The sequence below is a fragment of the Endozoicomonas sp. 8E genome, from assembly GCF_032883915.1.
Classification (GTDB): domain Bacteria; phylum Pseudomonadota; class Gammaproteobacteria; order Pseudomonadales; family Endozoicomonadaceae; genus Endozoicomonas_A.
Map to the genome: position 1 here is coordinate 3,752,592 of NZ_CP120717.1, position 17,568 is coordinate 3,770,159.

The window sequence follows — 17,568 nt, forward strand, 5'->3', positions numbered from 1 at the left end:
ACTTGTAAATATTGACCAGTGAATTAAACAAAAGTTCCATAAAATGAATAAAATAAAAGTTCCATTTTCTCCAATCTTTATTCAGGCCGGATCGTTATCAGCAGGCTGGCTCAGGCTGCTCTCACTATCACCCGGAGGCTTGCCACTCAAGTTCAGATGCAGCTTTTCAGCCAATTCATGTTTACGCATCAACTCCCACACTTTTACCTGAGCCTGGTCAAAGTCAAAATTACCAGATGGCTCACATTGTGCTCTCTCGTCGGCATCTTGCCCTTTATTTCTCAGAGCCAGCAGCCGTGCTTCAGCAACACGGTAACGTCCAGCTGCTTGTTCACAAAGACTCAGGGTCAGGTCAAGGTTAGGAATAGTCGAAGCTCCGAATTCATTTAGCGAGTTTTTCGACCTTAGCACTTCCAGAATAGAGCAGGCTTGCGTCCTTTTTTCATAGGTCTGTTCTTTCAGCGAGCTTGCAAGCCCTATGATAATATTCTCGCATTCACTAAGACTCAGCATGAGCGGGGCTTCGTTCAAGATGTCTCGGAATAATTCTTCCGCATGTCTGAAATTTTGTTTTTCCAGTTCTATGAAAGCTTCACGCATTCTATCTTTAGCGGTAGTCATGTTTTTACTTGTTACAGGATCTGTTGTGAAATCTGCTCGATTGAATCCTTTCCTGACGTAGATTTGCACCTGCGTAGGATTTGACAAAGTCCCTCGTAAAGGAATTTTATCAAGCAATTCATAGTGTTCTCTGAGAAACTCTATTGTCTCTTTTGACACAGAAAAAAAATGACCCTGTTGGTCATCATCGTTGACAATAAGAAGAACAACCACTTTATTCAATGCTTCCGATTCAGTGTATTTTTTTACCAGAGGAAAGCTAATAGGATGCCCCGGCAAGTCAGGGAAACTCATAAATAATACTGAGTTCTTATCAAAAAATGAGGGAGTAATATCATCGCCCGTCAAATCTTTATCGTTTACCTTCAGAAAAGGAGAAAGAGCTTTTTCTGCTAAGCCATGATCTTCTTTATCGTAGAGACTTCTGCCAGGTGAATAGTCGTAAGGTCTCACAGTAAAGCCTGCCATGGCAAATAGCGCACTGTGATAACAAAAAGGCCCTGAGCCCGCATCAATGATAACATTGTCTTTTGGATCCAGATTTAAGTTGTCCTCCAAAAAACTGCGAACCTCATCAAACTCGGACGGCAATAATGGAGCATATGTTACTATGTCCCCAGCTAAAAAAGCTTTAGGTTTAGCCATAAGCTTATGATATTTGATTAATCCAACTATTGAGTCTTCTGAAATATCGCAAATATCACGGCATTCACCCGGCCTGTTGCTAACCTCAAACTTCTTGCCGGGATGAGCTTCCGCCTTAAAGATTTCTTGCCAGTAAATAAGACCAATACTACTGACATCAACAAAATCCAGTTTTGGTTTGCGCTCAGCCGCTTTACAAGCATTTACATCGAAAGCAACTGCTCTGGAGGAAATTTCGATCTCTTTTTGTCTTGCTGCAGGGGTGGGTGTGAAATCCGCTTGATTGATTCCAGATGGCTCACCGCTGACAGGCCTTACGGTTTTGCATGAGGCATTGCCATAATTCTCATTAGCATCGCTTTTAGCACTATAGCCAGACTGGCTTGGTCCCGGATTACATGAGGTGTTAGTTAATCTGTCCATCGTTTTATTCTCTTGGCTTTATCCATGATGAAGGAAAGTTACCCTCTACGGGTACTTACGCTTGTTGACCAGTGAATAAAAAAAAAGTTCCATACAACAGAGGAAGAGGGTCTTGAATCCTGAATAGTTCCAAGGAAAAAACATCTTACGTTAATCTGATGCAGACATGGTCAATGCCTCTGAATCAATCTTCGGATCATGTCTATATTTAACATAATATATATTATGCGCAATCTATGATATCAAAAAACCGGCAATGTATGCCGACTATATAAACCTTAAACTTATTAACTACCACTCTCTGTTGCTTCCAGAAATTCCTTAGCAATCTCTGTTTCAGTAACTTTGCCGATTCTACGCCTTATAGACATTCTCGTAGCAGAAATTAGTCGCTTCTATGTAACCCTCGATACTGCCACAGTCAAAGCGTGTACCCTCAAACTTATAGGCGAGAACCAAACCGGCCTTACACTGTTCACGCAGAGCGTCTGTGATCTGGATCTCACCATTACTGCCCGGAGGTGTTTCTCTGAGGATGTCGAAGATATCCGGCGTTAAAATATAGCGACCAATAATAGCCATGTTGCTGGGCGCTTCACCTTGAGCCGGTTTTTCTACCATATCTTCAACACGGTATAGCCCTGGCTTGATCATTTCACCACTGATAACCCCGTACTTGTAGGCCTCTTCGGCAGGCACTTCCTCAATAGCGACAATACTGCAACGGAACTGTTTGTACAGTTTAACCATCTGGGACAGAATACCTTTTCCATCAAGGTTGATACAGAGGTCGTCGGCTAAGACGACAGCGAACGGCTCATCTCCGATCAGGGTTTCTCCGGTCAGAATGGCATGACCCAGTCCTTTCATTTCACGCTGACGTGTATAGGAGAACGTACATTCGTCCATCAAACCCCGAATGCCCGAAAGGGTTTGTTCCCTGGCTGTTCCCTGAATCTGATGTTCCAGCTCATAATTTATATCAAAATGGTCGTCCAAAGCCCGTTTACCCCGTCCTGTAACGATGCAAATCTGATGCAAACCACCTTGCAGCGCTTCGTCAACGCCGTACTCAATAAGGGGTTTGTTTACGATGGGCATCATTTCCTTGGGCATCGATTTGGTCGCAGGCAGAAAGCGTGTCCCGTAACCGGCAGCAGGAAAAAGGCATTTTTTGATCATGGGTTAATAGTAGCCTTACTTGTTTCAAAGCGTAACAGCTATGTCACCTTTGTATTAAAATAGACGACCTGACTCTTAAAATTTGCCAGATCAGTATAAAACTGTCTAATATTTGTTCTGGTACCTCTGTTGTTGCACCCGTTGTGCAGTATGCTTTAGAGGCCGAAACACAAGAAGTATACGACGCCTTAAGCTCACAGCGTACCCATAACCTAACTTAAAGGTAGATTAATAATGACATTAAAAGGTCTGATTAAACTTACCCACCTGCTTCAGGAATACCCACTGACCATTATCCAGTGGCAGATCCTGCTGGTAGTGGCTGAGAATCCTGGCGAAACCATAACTGACCTGGTGAATGCTGAAAAACTGACCTGCGGCACACCCAGCGATATTGCTGTCAGTGTGAAGCGTTTGGGCGAAGGCCGTCATGACCGTCCTGGTCTGGGTCTGATTAAAAAGGCTCAACATGAGGATGACGGTCGTTATTTCAAACTGACCTTAACCCCCAAAGGTAAGAAGCTGGTCGAAAAAGTAAAATCCAAAGCTCGCTATATTAAGTGACCCTCCTTTTGGGCTCAGGAATGCTGCTAACGGGTATATTAGCAAGTACGTCTTTCCAGCTTGAGCCCTTATTTCGGTTTATATTGCGCCCGACTCCAATGGTTGCACCGGACGCAGTCTTGTACCTGCTGTGGGACTGTTACAAGTCACTCTTCAGATAGCCCCGAACAAGGAATTGTTAAAAGGGTAAATTATTTCGGTTTTGCTACCCAGGCTGTGCACCAACCACCCTCCTCTACGCTGCGACCGGCAAAAAGTGTGCAGCCATTATTTTTACTAGCCTCAAAGAACATGCAGTTTTTGCAGATCTCCCCTTCCTTATATTTTGGATTGCCCTTGGCCTCAGAAGCATTCTTCACGTAGTTGAGAGCTTTTGCCTGTGGATCGTCTTCCTGGACTTCACCAGCGGCTGCCGGTTCGGCAACAGTATCCATTGCAACCAGTGGGATTAAGCTGCAGGCCAACCCAAGCTGCATAAACTTTCTTCTATCCATTTTCAGTCCTCATCGTATGTCATTCATCAGAATTGTTTTGTACGCATTCGAATTTAAAGCAGATCTTTAGAATTTTCGCAAAAACCATTACTTACTACCGGTAAGATCAGTTACCGGTAGTAAATAAAAATCTTCAATACTGTTAATACCAGTATTATAATACTGGTACTAACAGTATTTCTTCGAGCAAAAAATCATGGATAACAAAGCCAATAGCGAGAATCAGAAGGAAATTCAGCGCAGAGAGCTGGTTTTCAGAGTCCTGGACGACCTCAAGACCAGAGGTGAACGAATTAATGCCGATAAACTCGCCCGCATTGCCCAAATGGGGAAACAAACGGTTTTGCCCTATTACAATGAGTGGCGCTTTCTGGATGACGCCCAGAAAGAAGCAAATGAAGCGCTACCTGATGATCTCGTGCGTGTTCTGAAACGCTCTCTTATCCAATGGAAGCATGATGCAACCGCCTCGCAGCGTGACTTTGAAGATCAGGCCAATCAGGAAATTGACGAGCTGCAACAGCTAGTCCAACAGCTCTCTGAAGAAAGACTGGACCTGAAACACCAACTGGAGCAATTAGCGGCTGAAAATAAGTTGTTACAAGAAAATGGAGAGAAGCTGATTCAGCAACAGTCAGAGCATGAGAAAAGCATTATTCAGTTGAAGGAACAGCTAAACGGAGAGATCGAAAAAAACAAAAAGCTTGAGGAAATTCTTGCTTCCAATAAAAAAGAGCATACTGATGCCCTCGCCTCTCTGGAGACTAAGCTCGACAGTCAGTACCAGGCACAAATCAACCACTGGATCAAAACCGTCGACAGTGAGCGTCGGCTAAGAACGGATATTGAATCAAAGCTAGAGCAACAGAAAGAGTCCGGACTGGCTGTCGAGAAAGCGCACAATGAAATTCAATATCGACTGGAAGCCAAGTCTAAAGCCCATTTGGAAGCCTGCGAAGAGAGGAATCATTACAAAGCCATTGTCAAAGAATCAGATTTAGAGCTTCAAGCTATCAAAGAGCTGACACTGCTTTTGAACCTTCCTGTTGAGGCGATTACCAGCGCAGTGCGACAGCTCATGGATACAGAACAAAAAGCCCGACATAACCAGGATGTCATCAAAGAGTCCAGAAGGCATCAAGCTGGCCTTGAGCAAAAAAATAGGGAGCTACAGGAAGAACTTGATTCAAAAAAAGCACTGGAGCGCGAAGTTGAACGACTTAAAGGCTATAACGATGCTCTAAAGCTGTCTATTGAACAAAGTAAAGAGAGCAGGCAATGAGTTTACCAGCGCTCTCAAAACTTCTGCTACTTCCCGGGGGCGACCATCCGCACCATCAGTCCGACTTATCGTCGTTAAATACTGATATGACCGGCGCTGTCAATGACAGTGAGATTCTTACTTTGTTTCTAAACAAATCTGCAGCCCGTTCTGGCGAAACGCTCAGGCGCTATGAAAGAGAAATCTTGCGTTTCAGCGCCTGGTTGTACCAGGATATGGGGGCAACTTATAAAGAAGTTCGGCTAAAGCATCTTCAGATGTATCTTCATCATCTACAAAATCTGCCAGATCGCTGGTTAAAGAAAGGTATTCTCCCCGGACAACCAGAAAGAATACTGTTTAAGGCACCTATCAAGCCTGGAAAAAGCACTGATCAGATCATAGACGTACTCTCATCTTTCTTTTCTTTTCTGGAGAAAAATCGATACACACCGGGCAACCCCGCTGTTTCATTGGTTCGTTCCGGCGAAAAGCTCGCCAGAGGCACCTCTATTGTCCGCTTCTTTCATGAAGAAGAATGGCAACATTTACTGAACTGCCTTGAGCTGCACAGGCAAAGTGAGCGCATCTCTGAATCAGAGTCAGCAAGAACACGCTACATCATTATGTTGGGCTACGGTCTCGGACTTCGAGAGTCTGAACTGACCGGACATAGCTGTAATGATATTCATCCAGATATTGAAGGCGGCTATTTTCTCAGTATTCTGGGGAAGGGTCGAAAACGTCGTCAGCTGCCACTGAATAACAAGCTTATTGAAGAGATCAAGGCGTTCAGGCAAAGGTTTCACTATGAAGGCCTTTTGGGGGACGACTTTCCATTAGCTCCCAGAACACGCAAAATTCAGGGCAAAATAGGCGGACTTTCCTCCAGAGGTTTACGTTTCTGGTGGCAGAGCTTTATGGACTTCTGCGCTTCTCAATCAAACGGGATGGCTGTCAGTAACAGCCTGCGGGCAAGTCGATTCAAGGCTATGCCTTTCCATGCTCTGCGACATACTGCATTGACACACCTTGCTCGTCAGATGGACATAGAAGATCTGGCCATTTTTGCAGGTCATGACTCGATCAACACCACCAGCCAGTATTACCACACTGAGGCCAGGAGATTGAAGCAAATGACTGAAACCCATTTTCTCTGAATCATCAACAGCTTTAACCTGCTCCTGCTAAAGTTATTGAGTAAGCATCACATGGCCAGGGAAGGACATGAATTTCTGCAAGAGCTGTCGAAAGCCAATCCACGGAAATGGTCTGGAAGCCCTTGGTAGTCATTGGCACACGCATTGTTTTAACTGTCGAACCTGCAAAAAGTCGTTATTAAACAAATCGTTTGTTGGCTTTAATGGCCGCCCTTTTCATCCAAGATGCCTGAAATGCCCCGGATGCCGGAAGACCATCAAAGACAAATACGTAGAAAACGATGGCATGCCTTGGCATCTGGACTGCTACCTGAAGCAGCATCATCCGCCCTGTGCTGTCTGCCGCAGACCCCTCGGTGAACAATATTTGATGGATTTTTGGGGTAATACCTTCTGCGAAACCCATCAGGACTATACCAATTGTTCAAGTTGCGGCCGCATAGTCTGCAAAAACATCACCGATGGCGGCATGTCTTTCCCGGATGGGCTGGTGATCTGCAACCTCTGCAATCTTCACGGTGTAGTTTCTCAGGAAGAAGGAGACAGAATCATGGAGCAGATGCGCTCTGCCCTCTCTTCTGTAGGATTGAATTTGCACCAATCCAAAACCCCCCTGACACTGTGCGGCCGTGATGAACTCAGGGAAGCCAGTCGGCATAACTTTCATAATGAAAGGCCAATACTGGGTCTGGCACGATGGAGTATCTCTACGACAGCGAATGGTCAGGTCATAGCCCGAGAGTTCAACGATATTCTGATCCAGAGGCATCTACCAGAAGAACATTTCCGAACCGTAGCCATCCATGAATTAACCCATGCCTGGTTCTTCTACAACAACTATCGCGACCTGCCACTGGAGGTTGAAGAAGGCATGTGCGTCATGATGGAGTATATCTGGTTGAAAAACCAAGATACAAAAGACGCAGAATTCCGCAGAGCAGCGATAGAAAACAGTGACGATCCTGTTTACGGCCTCGGCTTCAAGAAGGCCAGGGCTTCCCTGAAATTAATGCCCTTGAAAACCCTGCTGCAATTTATCAAGGAACGGAGAGAATTCCCAAGCCGCTGGAGTGCTTTCTTTTATCACTGAATTGGCGACTAACACCTCTTGAACTCATCATAAGCCTGGAAAATAGATAAGTGGCCGACCTGTTCTGGCACCAAAGCTCCATGCATTTTTGTCCGGGGTGAAAGATTAGATCCTCTTGAAAGAGGGAATGGAGGCGAGTACCGGAGTCGAACCGGTCTAAATGGAGTTGCAGTCCACTGCATAACCGCTTTGCTAACTCGCCTTTTTGGATCGATTTTCAGATAAAAAAAGTCTTTAAAACCAACAACTTCCAAAATCTGGCGTTATTCTATGAGAGATCACACCAAATGACAATGCTTTTTTAAAGCAATATTTGAACCCGACATTAGATTCGCTCATTACACATCAGGATAAGAGTTGGGTGTATCCAAAACTATCGTTTCACAGCTAATCTGATATCGGTTACCCTCGACGCGCTGTGTACAATTCGTACTGATAAACGTCTGGCTATGAATCAAACCAGGCGACAATAACCATAAGTTGACAAAGCGGCATGCTGAGTATTTTTGACATTTTCAAGATTGGTATTGGTCCTTCCAGTTCTCACACTGTCGGTCCTATGTGGGCAGGTCGGCGTTTTTTGTCCGAACTTCATACAAAAAAAATTATCGACAAAGCAGCTACTGTTAAAGTCAAATTGTACGGTTCTCTTGCACTGACAGGCCATGGTCACGGCACTGACAAGGCCGCTATGTTGGGTCTGACTGGTTTTCAGCCTGACACTGTTGACCCCGATGAAACCGATAATATCGTCGAAGAAATCAAACAAAAGAAGCAAATCAAGCTGGCTGGTCAGCACACCGTCAGTTTTGACTACGACACCCAGATGGCTTTCCATAACGAAACCTGTTTGCCTGAGCATCCCAATGGCATGCAGATACTGGCCAGAGACAATGATGGTATTGTTATTTATGAGAATACTTACCTGTCCATTGGAGGCGGTTTTATCAAAACTCTGGAAGAGTTTAGCCAGCCGGAAGTGCCTGCCAATTCCGAAGAAGCCTCTGATAAGATTGAAATCCCCTACCCTTTTCGTTCAGCAGAACAACTGTTAACACTTTGTCGTGAGAACAACCTTTCCATTGCTCAACTGACCATGGCCAATGAGCTCGCCCGACATAATGACGATGTTCATTCGGTTCATAACAAAATCGACAGCATCTGGGCTGTTATGAAAGCCTGCATTGATCGCGGACTGTCCAAGGAAGGTCATTTGCCAGTCAGTGGTGTTAAACGAAGAGCTGCTAATATGCACAAACACTTGCTGGCAAATCCTGAAGCGATGCTGAGCGACCATTTTGCCATTATGGATTGGGTTACCCTGTTTGCCATGTCTGTCAATGAAGAAAATGCCTGTGGTGGCCGGGTAGTCACCGCACCTACCAACGGTGCTGCCGGTGTTATCCCGGCAGTACTGGCCTATTACACTCGATTTATCTCTCGTAATAATACCCAGGGCATCCGTGACTTTATTGCCACCGCCGCAGCCATCGGCTCACTGATTAAAATGAATGCTTCTATATCGGGCGCAGAAGCAGGCTGCCAGGCAGAGGTGGGATCTGCCTGTTCCATGGCCGCCGCGGCACTGGTTGCTGTTCAGGGCGGAACCATTGAGCAGGTGGAAAATGCCGCAGAAATCGGCATGGAACATCATCTAGGCATGACCTGTGACCCTATTGCCGGTCTGGTCCAGATCCCCTGCATCGAGCGAAATGGTATGGCGGCTATCAAGGCAATTACTGCTGCACGTCTGGCTATGCGTGGTGACGGTACTCACGCAGTATCACTCGATAGCTGCATCGAAACCATGTATCGAACCGGTCTTGATCTGCAGGCCAAATATCGTGAAACCTCACTGGGAGGACTGGCTATATACGCCAGGGAAGTGAAAGAATATAACGCGATTGTCGCTTGACTCTTAAGGCAGCAGCCTAATAAATCGCTGTTGCCTTCTACCACTCACATCATTCTGAAGTTCAGATCAAACAGTATCCAGACAGTCCCACCCACCATAATGAAAATCAGAACTCCGGCAAAAAACAGCGCTGTCAGATAGTCCCTGCCTGTATGCCTGAGGCCGATGTTTAAAAAAAAGCGTAAGTGAACCAGAGCCTGAATCAAAGCACACAGAGCAATAATGGCAAACAGTATTTTGGCCGGGAAAGCTGAGGACCAGACGACCCAGAAAGGGATCACCGTCAGAACGATCGCCAGAACGAACCCTGTAAGATAGTCTTTCAGGCTATGTTCATGTGCTTGCACGGCTCCCTCCTATATGAACACCGGCAGGTAAACGACAGAAAAGATCCCGATCCAGACAATATCCAGAAAATGCCAGAACAGACCAAGACGAAACAACCTGGAGCAGACCTGAGGCGTCAGCCCTTTCATAAAAACCTGCAAAACCATCATCAGGATGCCGAGCATGCCAATACTCACATGGATGCCATGGGTAGCAACCAGTGTAAAAAAAGACGACAAGTAACCACTGGCTTGTGGCCCAGCTCCCTCTCTGATCATTTCTGCAAATTCGGCGATTTCCAGAGAAACAAAGGAGACACCAAAAACGAGGGTAATGATTAACCAAAGCATCACAGTCGGTAGTTTTTTATTCATAGCTGCCAACCAGGCAAAACCAAATGTGACACTGGAGATCAACAGGCAGGCAGTCTCAAGAGAAACATGTTTGAGATCAAAGAGATTTATGGGCTCAGGGCCGTTGGCAGTATTTCTGAACATACTGACATAGGTAGCAAAAAGCAGCGCGAAGATAATCGCATCCGTCATCAAGTAGAGCCAGAAACCGAATTCCCGGTTATCAAGGCATTCTTCAAGATGCTCAGCCATGACTTGTTGGAGCCTATTATGACTCATGCAGGCGCTCCTCTGGCTGAGAGACCTTCAACGGATATCAACTGAGCTTTACGTTTACTTTCAATCGCCATGATGGCTTCTGGCGTGATGATCTCCTCTCCATGATCATTGCAACTTCTGACGATAACCACTGCCATAGCACTAACCATAGCGAGGATAGCCAGCCACCAGAGGTACCAGACGAAAGCAAACCCTACTAAAAAACCGCACAGACCGATCAAAACGCCGGCTGCGGTATTAGCAGGCATTATGATCGGCTCATATTGATCAGGAAAATCATAGGCCTCCCCCTTTTTTTTCATTTCCCAGAAGGCATCAACGGAATTAACTTCGGGAATCACAGCAAAGTTATAGGGTGCTGCCGGTGAGGAGGTGGCCCACTCAAGGGTTCTGCCATTCCATGGATCACCGGTTAGATCCCGATGTTCATTACGGTTTTTAATACTGACGTAAAACTGCATAAAGACACTGAAAACGCCAACCAGTACAACACATGCCCCTGCAAAGGCTACCAGCAGAAAAGGTTGCCAATCAGGGTGAGTGTACTGTTCAAGCCTTCTTGTCATACCCAGAAGCCCAAGGGCGTAGAGTGGCATAAAGGCGAGATAGAAACCGATCAACCAGCAGGAAAACACCATCTTGCCCCAAAACTCATTGAGCCTGAAGCCAAAGACCTTGGGGAACCAAAACTGAGTGCCTGCAAAGTAACCAAACAAGGCGCCGGGTATCAGCATGTTATGAAAGTGCGCTACTAAAAAGGTGGTATTATGCATCTGGTAGTCTACCGGAGGAATTGCCAGTAAGACTCCGGTAATACCCCCTATTACAAAGGTAATAATAAAACCGATGGTAAACAGCATAGCGGGATGAAAAGCAATCCGCCCCCTGACCATAGTAAAGAGCCAGTCAAATATTTTAACGCCTGTGGGAACAGCAATAATCATCGTGGCAATACCAAATATGGCGTTAACGTTTGGACTGGAGCCCATAGTAAAGAAATGATGCAACCATACTGTGAACGACAACAGTCCAATAGCCATGGTGGCATAGACTAACGAACGATAACCAAACAGCCTTTTCCGGGAAAACACAGCGGTCACTTCAGAGAATACTCCGAAAGCAGGCAGAATCAGAATGTAGACTTCAGGGTGTCCCCAAATCCAGATCAGATTGGCAAAGTTCATCATATTGCCGCCCAGCTCATTGGTAAAAAAGTGCATCCCCACTGTCCTGTCCAGCCCCAGCAGAGCCGCCACTACGGTCAGGGCAGGAAAAGCAAACGCCATCAGGATACTGGTGCAAAGTGTGGTCCAGACAAACAACGGCATCTGCATCAATTTCATGCCAGGAGCCCGACATCTTAAGATGGTTGTTATAAAGTTAATTCCTGTCATGGTACTGCCCACACCACTGACCAGCAGCGCCCAGATCCAGTAATCCACACCAACCCCCGGACTGAAACCAATACCTGAATAAGGTGGATACCCGGTCCAACCCGCTGTTGAGAACTTGCCCAGAACCAGAGAAATACCCACCAGCCCGGCACCTGCAGCAGTCAGCCATAAACTGACCGAATTCATGAAGGGAAAAGCCACATCTCTGGCGCCAAGCTGCTGCGGAACAACGATATTGATCAGGCCAGTCAGAAACGGCATGGCCATAAAGAAGACCATGATAGTGCCATGGGAAGTAAAAATCTGTTCAAAATGCTCCGGCGGCAAATATCCTTCATTATTCAGGGCAATCGCTTGCTGAGCCCGCATCATAATGGCATCAATAAAACCCCGGACAAGCATGACCAGTGCCAGCATGATATACATAACGCCGATTCGCTTATGATCGACACTGGTCAGCCATTCTTCCCACAAATATCGCCACTTGCCTGCCCAGGTCACTACCAGAGCCGTCAAAAGCACAATCAGTACGGTAACAAGAGCACCTCCCATAGCGACCCAGCTATAGAACGGCAGTGCATCAATGGTCAATCTGCCTAACATGGCTTACTCCAGACTTCCGGTTTTTTGCAGGGGTAAGGCACCGCTTGCTCCGGTGTATTTAGCAATGATTCGACTGAATAGCTCCGGTTCAACCCAGGAGTAATACTCTACCGGGTACTTTGTTGCCGGCCTGAGGAGCTTCTGATAACTCATTGAGTCCAGTCGTTTATTCGCTTTTTTGACGTTATCGAGCCATCGTGCAAAGTCATTTTCAGAGAGTAATTGAACCTCAAACACCATATGAGGAAAGCCCCTGCCACTGAACTGGGTATTTCTTCCAGTACAGCGACCTGGCTCGAAGGCTTCGAGGTTCAGATGAGTGGTCATTCCAGCCATGGCATAAATTTGGCCACCCAGCGCAGGGATGATGAAAGATGTCATGACAGTGTCTGAAGTAATTTCAATATTAACGGGCCTGCCACTGGGAAAAGCCAGTTCATTGACTACCGCTACTTGCTGGTCCGGGTAGATAAAAAGCCACTTCCAGTTCTGTGCCACTGCCTGAACCCTGAACGTTTTCTCATCACTGACCAGAGGTTTATAGGGGTCGAGTCGGTAGGTGTAAATCACAACAAGAACACCGATCACAACGATAATGACCAGTGGACCGGCCCAGATAAACAGTTCAACGAAAATGGATTTGTGCCAGTCTGGCCTATAGGCCCCTTTGCCATTGGCTCGATAACGCCAGCATGACCAGAAAGTGATCAGGTAAACGGGCAGCAAAGTAAAAAGCATGATGGCTGTCGCGAGGAATAACAGATCCCGCTCGGTTTCAGCAACCGGCCCTTTTGGATAAAGAATGGGAGATGACTGCATGCTGCAGCCAGAAATCAGAAGAAGCGCTAACAGAACAGTTAGCCATTTTGACAAAGATACGGTAAGGACGGACTTCATGAAAGAGTGCCACTGTCACAGGGAACTGATGAGAAAAACCCGTTTCAGCCTCAATACAGCGTAGATCAAAACTGGAAACAATGAACTGAACTGGCAGTAATTTTGTCAAGTTAACCTTAAGTCTAATCGATCAAGGTCGTATACTGCCCAGGGAGTCCTCTCCACTATTCTGAGTGCAAACATAGTAGTGATTCATTGAATGGAGGGACCAAAGGAGACGAGGAAGCTATTGCTTATGAATCAACCGGCCGAATGATAACCAACTGGTTAACTGAACTTACGAAACAGGACCGAAACAGCATTAAATAACTCTACAATCAAACAGAGATTAAAACGAACAGGGAGGTATCGTTTATGAAAGTAGAAGGACAACAACCCTATGGAAGACCGTATCAGCCTGAGACTGACAACCTTCCGCAAACCGCCAGTGGTCGTACCTGTAATCGGGACGTTGAATCCAGATCAAGTCTGGACAGCCTGCTTTACATACTGGCGGAGTTTCTTGAAGACGTGGCTCTGGAGTTTAAGCCTATCAGCAACTACCTGTGCAAGGTGTTAACACTTGAGAACTTTATGAAAGCTGCCAATAATCTCAGACACGAGGCAGAACAGGCCAGCATTGATGTCAAGATGAAAAGCACGAACTCAAAATTCAAGCACTTTCAATTGAAAGCAAGCAAAGAGATGAAGGAGTTCAGGCACGATGTCAAAAACCGATGGTCAGAACTCAGGGACGACTTTAAGACAGGGTGGAAAAAACTGAGCAAGTGACAGTTGGGAGCTGGAACTTGGATTAAGCTCCAGCTCCAACATCTATCAGCCTGCCATTTCTAACAGGAGTTTGTTCAAACGCTGAACGTAGCTGGCAGGATCATCCAGCTGGCCACCTGCAGCCAAGTTGGCCTGATCAAAGACCACACGACACAGATCAGCAAAACGATCTTCATCTGCTTCCTGGTCCAGACGGGTAATCAGAGGGTGCTCTGGATTGATCTCAAAGATAGGCTTGGATTCAGGCATGGCCTGTCCCGCAGCTTCCATGATCTTACGCATTTGGGCGCCCATATCGTGGTCACCTACGACCAGACAGGCGGGTGAATCCGTCAGACGGTGCGTTACACGGACTTCTTCAACCTGGTCCGCCAGGGCATCCTTAATGCGCTTGAGCAGATCTTCTTTCTCTTTGGCACTTTCTTCCAGGGCTTTCTTGTCACCTTCATCGTCCAGCTGACCCAGATCCAGGTCACCACGGGCGATGTCAGCAAACTGTTTGCCATCGAATTCGTTCAGGTGGGACATCAGCCACTCATCGACACGGTCGCTCAGCAGAAGAACTTCGATCCCCTTCTTCCTGAACACTTCCAGGTGAGGACTGTTAGCCGCCGCATTGTGGGTTTCTGCAGTGATGTAGTAGATCTTGTCCTGACCTTCCTTCATTCTGGAAACATAGCCTTCCAGAGACTGATCCTGATCAGTGCCCTTGCTCTCGGTAGAAGCAAAACGCAGCAGTTTGGCAACTTTCTCACGGTTTGCGAAGTCCTCGGCAGGGCCTTCTTTTAATACCTGACCAAACTCTTTCCAGAACTCTGCATACTGCTTTTCTTCCTTCTTGGCCATTTTTTCCAGCATGTCCAGAACACGCTTGGTCAATGCGGCTTTCATGCCGTCGACAGCGGGGTCTTTCTGAAGGATTTCACGGGATACGTTCAAAGAGAGATCGTTAGAATCCACCACACCCTTAATGAAACGCAGGTACATGGGCAGGAATTCATCGGCCTGATCCATGATGAAAACGCGCTGAACGTAGAGTTTCAGGCCTTTCTGCATATCACGATTATAAAGATCGAAGGGAGCTTTGGCAGGAATGAACAAAAGGCTGTTGTATTCCAGCTTGCCTTCAACACGGTTATGACTCCACTTTATGGGGTCAGCAAAGTCATGGCTGATGTGTTTGTAGAACTCTTTGTACTCTTCATCAGTAATATCAGAACGGGAGCGAGTCCAGAGTGCCTTGGCGGTATTAACTGTTTCCCACTCAGGCGCCTTGTCTTCGTGCTTTTCCTCTTCTTCTGAAGGCATCTCCTGCTTGACCATAAGAATCGGCATGGAGATATGGTCAGAATACTTGCGAACAATGTTGCGTAGACGCCAGCCGTCAGCAAACTCTTCGGCATCGTCCTTCAGGTGCAAGATGATGGAGGTGCCACGTTTTTCCTTGCTGATCCCTTCAACGGTGAATTCACCGGAGCCGTCGGATACCCAACGGACGGCTTGCTCAGCGGGTGCATCTGCCTTGCGGGTTTCAACGGTGACCTTGTCAGCGACAATAAAGGCAGAGTAGAAACCGACGCCGAACTGACCAATCAGCTGGGAGTCTTTCTTCTGGTCACCGGTCAGCTGTTGCAGGAAGTCAGCGGTGCCGGACTTGGCAATGGTACCCAAGTGAGCAATAACATCCTCACGGTTCATACCAATGCCGTTATCAGCGACGGTGACGGTTTTTGCTCCCTTGTCAAAATCAACACGGATATCCAGATTGGGATCGCTTTCCAGCAGACCATCATTATGCAACGCTTCAAAGCGCAGTTTGTCAGCAGCATCTGAAGCGTTAGAGATCAACTCCCGCAAAAAGATTTCGCGGTTGGAGTACAGGGAGTGGATCATGAGGTGAAGAAGTTGCTTGACCTCGGTTTGGAAACCCAGTGTTTCTTTTTTGGCTTCGACAGTCATTTGACCCTCTACATTGTTTTCTGGCAGTGGCCGTCGTTCAGAACCTTCTCCTGAGCGATCAGCCTGATCATAAATTGCTTTGAAACTAATGTGGGGACAGGCTTTTTGATTTCAAGGCAGAATTCGAGAATTTTATGAATATTCTTTTGCCTGCTACTCCTTTGCATTATCAGAGAGCGTATCAAGGACTTTGGAATGAAACTCCCGACGGTACAGAATGACCACCACCATGACCGTGCTGATGATAAAGAGAGACGGATGAATAAACCAGGACAATGTGGCCAGAGAAAAATAGTAGGCTCGCAGGCCGTAGTTAAAGTGATTGGCGGCCAGCGTCATGATAAAGCCGACCTTGTCCGCAAATACTTTCTGTTCCGTTTTATTACCACTGATATCCTGCATCAGGGGGGCACTCCCCATAAGAACACAGGTAAAGTTGTAGAGCCTGAGACTCCAGGTGAACTCAAAGAAGGTATACACAAATATAACCAGCATGACCAATACCTTGAGTTCCCAGAGTTCACGGGTATTGGTCGTCACAAAAGGCATAGCCGACAGAACGCCGACGGCTTCTTCTGATGCTGCGATTCCGGTGACCAGACCCGCCATGACCAGAATACTGGTGGAAGCGAAGAAACTGACAGATGCCCGAAGGCTGGCGAGCAGACTGGCATCGGCTATTCGGTTATCCCTGCCAAGCAGCCGATACATCCAGTCTCGTCTATAGAGTGCCAGTACGCTGGCCAGACATGCCGTCGCCTGCCCCCTTCGATAGGCAAAAATGGTATAGCCTACCCATAATAAAATCAGTGACAGGAGTGCCAGCCAGTCAAACCAGGAGGCAATCCCAGATAGATTGACCATAGCGTCCGTCCTCTTGGGTTATTGTTGTCATTCGATAAAGCGGTTTTTTCTATCTACCCCGATAGCCATGACTGCGAAGGCAATACCTGCAACAGGCCGGGAAAAGATCAAATTGTCAAAAACATATGTTAAAGTGGCCTCAAGTTAAGACTCTGGATTGCTTCAGGCGTTATATTCACGGGTTAACACCTGCATCAATATAGACTATTGTTTCAGTTTTAATCGGCCGACATCCCGGGATCGACCACCTGAATTTTCTTATCGGCTATTTTCACTCCAGCTCTTGCTTAACCCGGTGCCATCGTCAACAGGAGAAAGGATGACAAGTTCGCAATTTATTTTAGGCTGGACAATTTACCTGGCAGGTGCAATGGGTTGTCTGGTGTCCCTTATTATGATCACCGGAAGACTGTCTGCGCGCCTGAAGTGGGTACTGCGTCTTGTAGCTGCCGCCCTGCTTTGTACACCCTGGTGGATAACCAGGGGCTCTGATCTGTTGTCTCCCGCGCTGTTTACAATGATATACGATGGCATGACCCACGGTTTTGAAGCCATGTCCAGAACAGGAATGATCATTGTGTTCACCACTGGATTTGCGGCCCTGATTGCCTTTATCCTGCCTCTAAAGAAGACAAAGACAGACAAGAAAAAAACTGGGCAGGCACCGAAACCCTCTGGCAGCGAGATACGATCCAAAAGGCAAGAACCCACCTGCTGATAATTTCGTGAACCATCGGAACAAACAATGCCAAGAAACAATACTAAC

Annotated in this window: 17 protein-coding genes and 1 tRNA gene; 8 read left to right on the forward strand and 10 right to left on the reverse strand. The window is 46.7% G+C overall.

Going from position 1 to position 17,568, the window contains the following annotated elements; translation table 11 throughout:
• Positions 1-81 precede the first annotated feature (81 nt).
• Positions 82-1,689, reverse strand: a complete 1,608-nt coding sequence (locus P6910_RS12315; protein ID WP_317141595.1) for a hypothetical protein — start codon at positions 1,687-1,689, stop codon at positions 82-84.
• Between the two features lie 354 nt (positions 1,690-2,043).
• Positions 2,044-2,871 carry a UTP--glucose-1-phosphate uridylyltransferase GalU gene (galU, locus tag P6910_RS12320; RefSeq protein ID WP_317141596.1) on the reverse strand — a complete coding sequence of 276 codons (828 nt, stop codon included), beginning with the start codon at positions 2,869-2,871 and terminating at the stop codon, positions 2,044-2,046.
• A gap of 234 nt (positions 2,872-3,105) precedes the next feature.
• Between galU and P6910_RS12325 the strand changes: the two genes are divergently transcribed.
• The gene (locus P6910_RS12325; RefSeq protein WP_317141597.1) at positions 3,106-3,435 is read left to right on the forward strand and encodes a MarR family winged helix-turn-helix transcriptional regulator; all 330 of its coding nucleotides are present in this window, start codon (positions 3,106-3,108) and stop codon (positions 3,433-3,435) included.
• Between the two features lie 191 nt (positions 3,436-3,626).
• Here the strand turns inward: P6910_RS12325 and P6910_RS12330 are convergent, their stop codons facing one another.
• Positions 3,627-3,929 carry a high-potential iron-sulfur protein gene (locus P6910_RS12330; protein ID WP_317141598.1) on the reverse strand — a complete coding sequence of 101 codons (303 nt, stop codon included), beginning with the start codon at positions 3,927-3,929 and terminating at the stop codon, positions 3,627-3,629.
• A 196-nt stretch (positions 3,930-4,125) separates the two neighbouring features.
• On the opposite strand from P6910_RS12330, the gene P6910_RS12335 reads away from it, so the two are divergent.
• The 3 genes from P6910_RS12335 to P6910_RS12345 all read left to right on the forward strand — a co-directional run bounded on the left by P6910_RS12335 (position 4,126) and on the right by P6910_RS12345 (position 7,440).
• Positions 4,126-5,211 (forward strand): DNA-binding protein, encoded by a 1,086-nt coding sequence (locus tag P6910_RS12335; protein WP_317141599.1) that lies wholly within the window; start codon positions 4,126-4,128, stop codon positions 5,209-5,211.
• Positions 5,208-6,350, forward strand: coding sequence for a tyrosine-type recombinase/integrase (locus tag P6910_RS12340; RefSeq protein WP_317141600.1), 1,143 nt, complete (start codon positions 5,208-5,210; stop codon positions 6,348-6,350). The genes P6910_RS12335 and P6910_RS12340 overlap by 4 nt, the downstream gene beginning before the upstream one ends.
• 67 nt (positions 6,351-6,417) lie before the next feature.
• Complete coding sequence (locus P6910_RS12345; protein WP_317141601.1) at positions 6,418-7,440, forward strand: protein DA1; 1,023 nt, start codon at positions 6,418-6,420, stop codon at positions 7,438-7,440.
• Between the two features lie 128 nt (positions 7,441-7,568).
• Here the strand turns inward: P6910_RS12345 and P6910_RS12350 are convergent.
• Positions 7,569-7,642 (reverse strand) — tRNA-Cys (locus P6910_RS12350).
• Positions 7,643-7,933: 291 nt separating this feature from the next.
• Here P6910_RS12350 and P6910_RS12355 point away from each other — a divergent pair.
• Positions 7,934-9,355: an L-serine ammonia-lyase gene (locus tag P6910_RS12355; protein WP_317141602.1), complete on the forward strand. Its 1,422-nt coding sequence runs from the start codon at positions 7,934-7,936 to the stop codon at positions 9,353-9,355.
• A 44-nt stretch (positions 9,356-9,399) separates the two neighbouring features.
• On the opposite strand, the gene cyoD is transcribed toward P6910_RS12355, so the two are convergent.
• Genes cyoD through P6910_RS12375 form a run of 4 tightly spaced genes read right to left on the reverse strand, consistent with a single transcriptional unit; the run spans position 9,400 to position 13,130 of the window.
• The gene (cyoD, locus tag P6910_RS12360; RefSeq protein WP_317141603.1) at positions 9,400-9,702 is read right to left on the reverse strand and encodes a cytochrome o ubiquinol oxidase subunit IV; all 303 of its coding nucleotides are present in this window, start codon (positions 9,700-9,702) and stop codon (positions 9,400-9,402) included.
• Positions 9,703-9,711: 9 nt separating this feature from the next.
• Complete coding sequence (gene cyoC, locus P6910_RS12365; RefSeq protein ID WP_317141604.1) at positions 9,712-10,314, reverse strand: cytochrome o ubiquinol oxidase subunit III; 603 nt, start codon at positions 10,312-10,314, stop codon at positions 9,712-9,714.
• Positions 10,311-12,311, reverse strand: coding sequence for a cbb3-type cytochrome c oxidase subunit I (locus tag P6910_RS12370; RefSeq protein WP_317141605.1), 2,001 nt, complete (start codon positions 12,309-12,311; stop codon positions 10,311-10,313). Before P6910_RS12370 ends, cyoC begins: the two co-directional genes overlap by 4 nt.
• Positions 12,312-12,314: 3 nt before the next feature.
• Positions 12,315-13,130 (reverse strand): COX aromatic rich motif-containing protein, encoded by an 816-nt coding sequence (locus P6910_RS12375; protein ID WP_317141606.1) that lies wholly within the window; start codon positions 13,128-13,130, stop codon positions 12,315-12,317.
• Here P6910_RS12375 and P6910_RS12380 point away from each other — a divergent pair.
• Entirely contained in the window at positions 13,129-13,272 is a 144-nt protein-coding gene (locus P6910_RS12380; protein ID WP_317141607.1) for a hypothetical protein, read from the forward strand. The two genes, P6910_RS12375 and P6910_RS12380, sit on opposite strands and share 2 nt — an antisense overlap.
• A gap of 290 nt (positions 13,273-13,562) precedes the next feature.
• Positions 13,563-13,979 (forward strand): hypothetical protein, encoded by a 417-nt coding sequence (locus tag P6910_RS12385; RefSeq protein ID WP_317141608.1) that lies wholly within the window; start codon positions 13,563-13,565, stop codon positions 13,977-13,979.
• Positions 13,980-14,024: 45 nt separating this feature from the next.
• Here the strand turns inward: P6910_RS12385 and htpG are convergent, their stop codons facing one another.
• Both htpG and P6910_RS12395 read right to left on the reverse strand, forming a co-directional pair.
• On the reverse strand, positions 14,025-15,938 hold the full coding sequence (gene htpG, locus P6910_RS12390; protein WP_317141609.1) for a molecular chaperone HtpG: 1,914 nt from the start codon (positions 15,936-15,938) through the stop codon (positions 14,025-14,027).
• A 153-nt stretch (positions 15,939-16,091) separates the two neighbouring features.
• A complete protein-coding gene (locus tag P6910_RS12395) occupies positions 16,092-16,802 on the reverse strand; it encodes a DUF599 domain-containing protein (protein WP_317141610.1) in 711 nt (236 codons plus the stop codon).
• A 319-nt stretch (positions 16,803-17,121) separates the two neighbouring features.
• Between P6910_RS12395 and P6910_RS12400 the strand changes: the two genes are divergently transcribed.
• Complete coding sequence (locus P6910_RS12400; RefSeq protein WP_317141611.1) at positions 17,122-17,520, forward strand: hypothetical protein; 399 nt, start codon at positions 17,122-17,124, stop codon at positions 17,518-17,520.
• Positions 17,521-17,568: the final 48 nt, after the last annotated feature.

Coding starts and splice junctions, on each gene's coding strand:
- P6910_RS12325 (WP_317141597.1), top strand. CDS start 3,106: ATGACATTAAAAGGTCTGATTAAACTTACCCACCTGCTTCAGGAATAC.
- cyoC (WP_317141604.1), bottom strand. CDS start 10,314: ATGAGTCATAATAGGCTCCAACAAGTCATGGCTGAGCATCTTGAAGAA.
- P6910_RS12400 (WP_317141611.1), top strand. CDS start 17,122: ATGACAAGTTCGCAATTTATTTTAGGCTGGACAATTTACCTGGCAGGT.
- P6910_RS12340 (WP_317141600.1), top strand. CDS start 5,208: ATGAGTTTACCAGCGCTCTCAAAACTTCTGCTACTTCCCGGGGGCGAC.
- P6910_RS12345 (WP_317141601.1), top strand. CDS start 6,418: ATGAATTTCTGCAAGAGCTGTCGAAAGCCAATCCACGGAAATGGTCTG.
- P6910_RS12370 (WP_317141605.1), bottom strand. CDS start 12,311: ATGTTAGGCAGATTGACCATTGATGCACTGCCGTTCTATAGCTGGGTC.
- P6910_RS12315 (WP_317141595.1), bottom strand. CDS start 1,689: ATGGACAGATTAACTAACACCTCATGTAATCCGGGACCAAGCCAGTCT.
- P6910_RS12330 (WP_317141598.1), bottom strand. CDS start 3,929: ATGGATAGAAGAAAGTTTATGCAGCTTGGGTTGGCCTGCAGCTTAATC.
- P6910_RS12355 (WP_317141602.1), top strand. CDS start 7,934: ATGCTGAGTATTTTTGACATTTTCAAGATTGGTATTGGTCCTTCCAGT.
- galU (WP_317141596.1), bottom strand. CDS start 2,871: ATGATCAAAAAATGCCTTTTTCCTGCTGCCGGTTACGGGACACGCTTT.
- P6910_RS12375 (WP_317141606.1), bottom strand. CDS start 13,130: ATGCAGTCATCTCCCATTCTTTATCCAAAAGGGCCGGTTGCTGAAACC.
- P6910_RS12380 (WP_317141607.1), top strand. CDS start 13,129: ATGCTGCAGCCAGAAATCAGAAGAAGCGCTAACAGAACAGTTAGCCAT.
- htpG (WP_317141609.1), bottom strand. CDS start 15,938: ATGACTGTCGAAGCCAAAAAAGAAACACTGGGTTTCCAAACCGAGGTC.
- P6910_RS12395 (WP_317141610.1), bottom strand. CDS start 16,802: ATGGTCAATCTATCTGGGATTGCCTCCTGGTTTGACTGGCTGGCACTC.
- P6910_RS12335 (WP_317141599.1), top strand. CDS start 4,126: ATGGATAACAAAGCCAATAGCGAGAATCAGAAGGAAATTCAGCGCAGA.
- P6910_RS12385 (WP_317141608.1), top strand. CDS start 13,563: ATGAAAGTAGAAGGACAACAACCCTATGGAAGACCGTATCAGCCTGAG.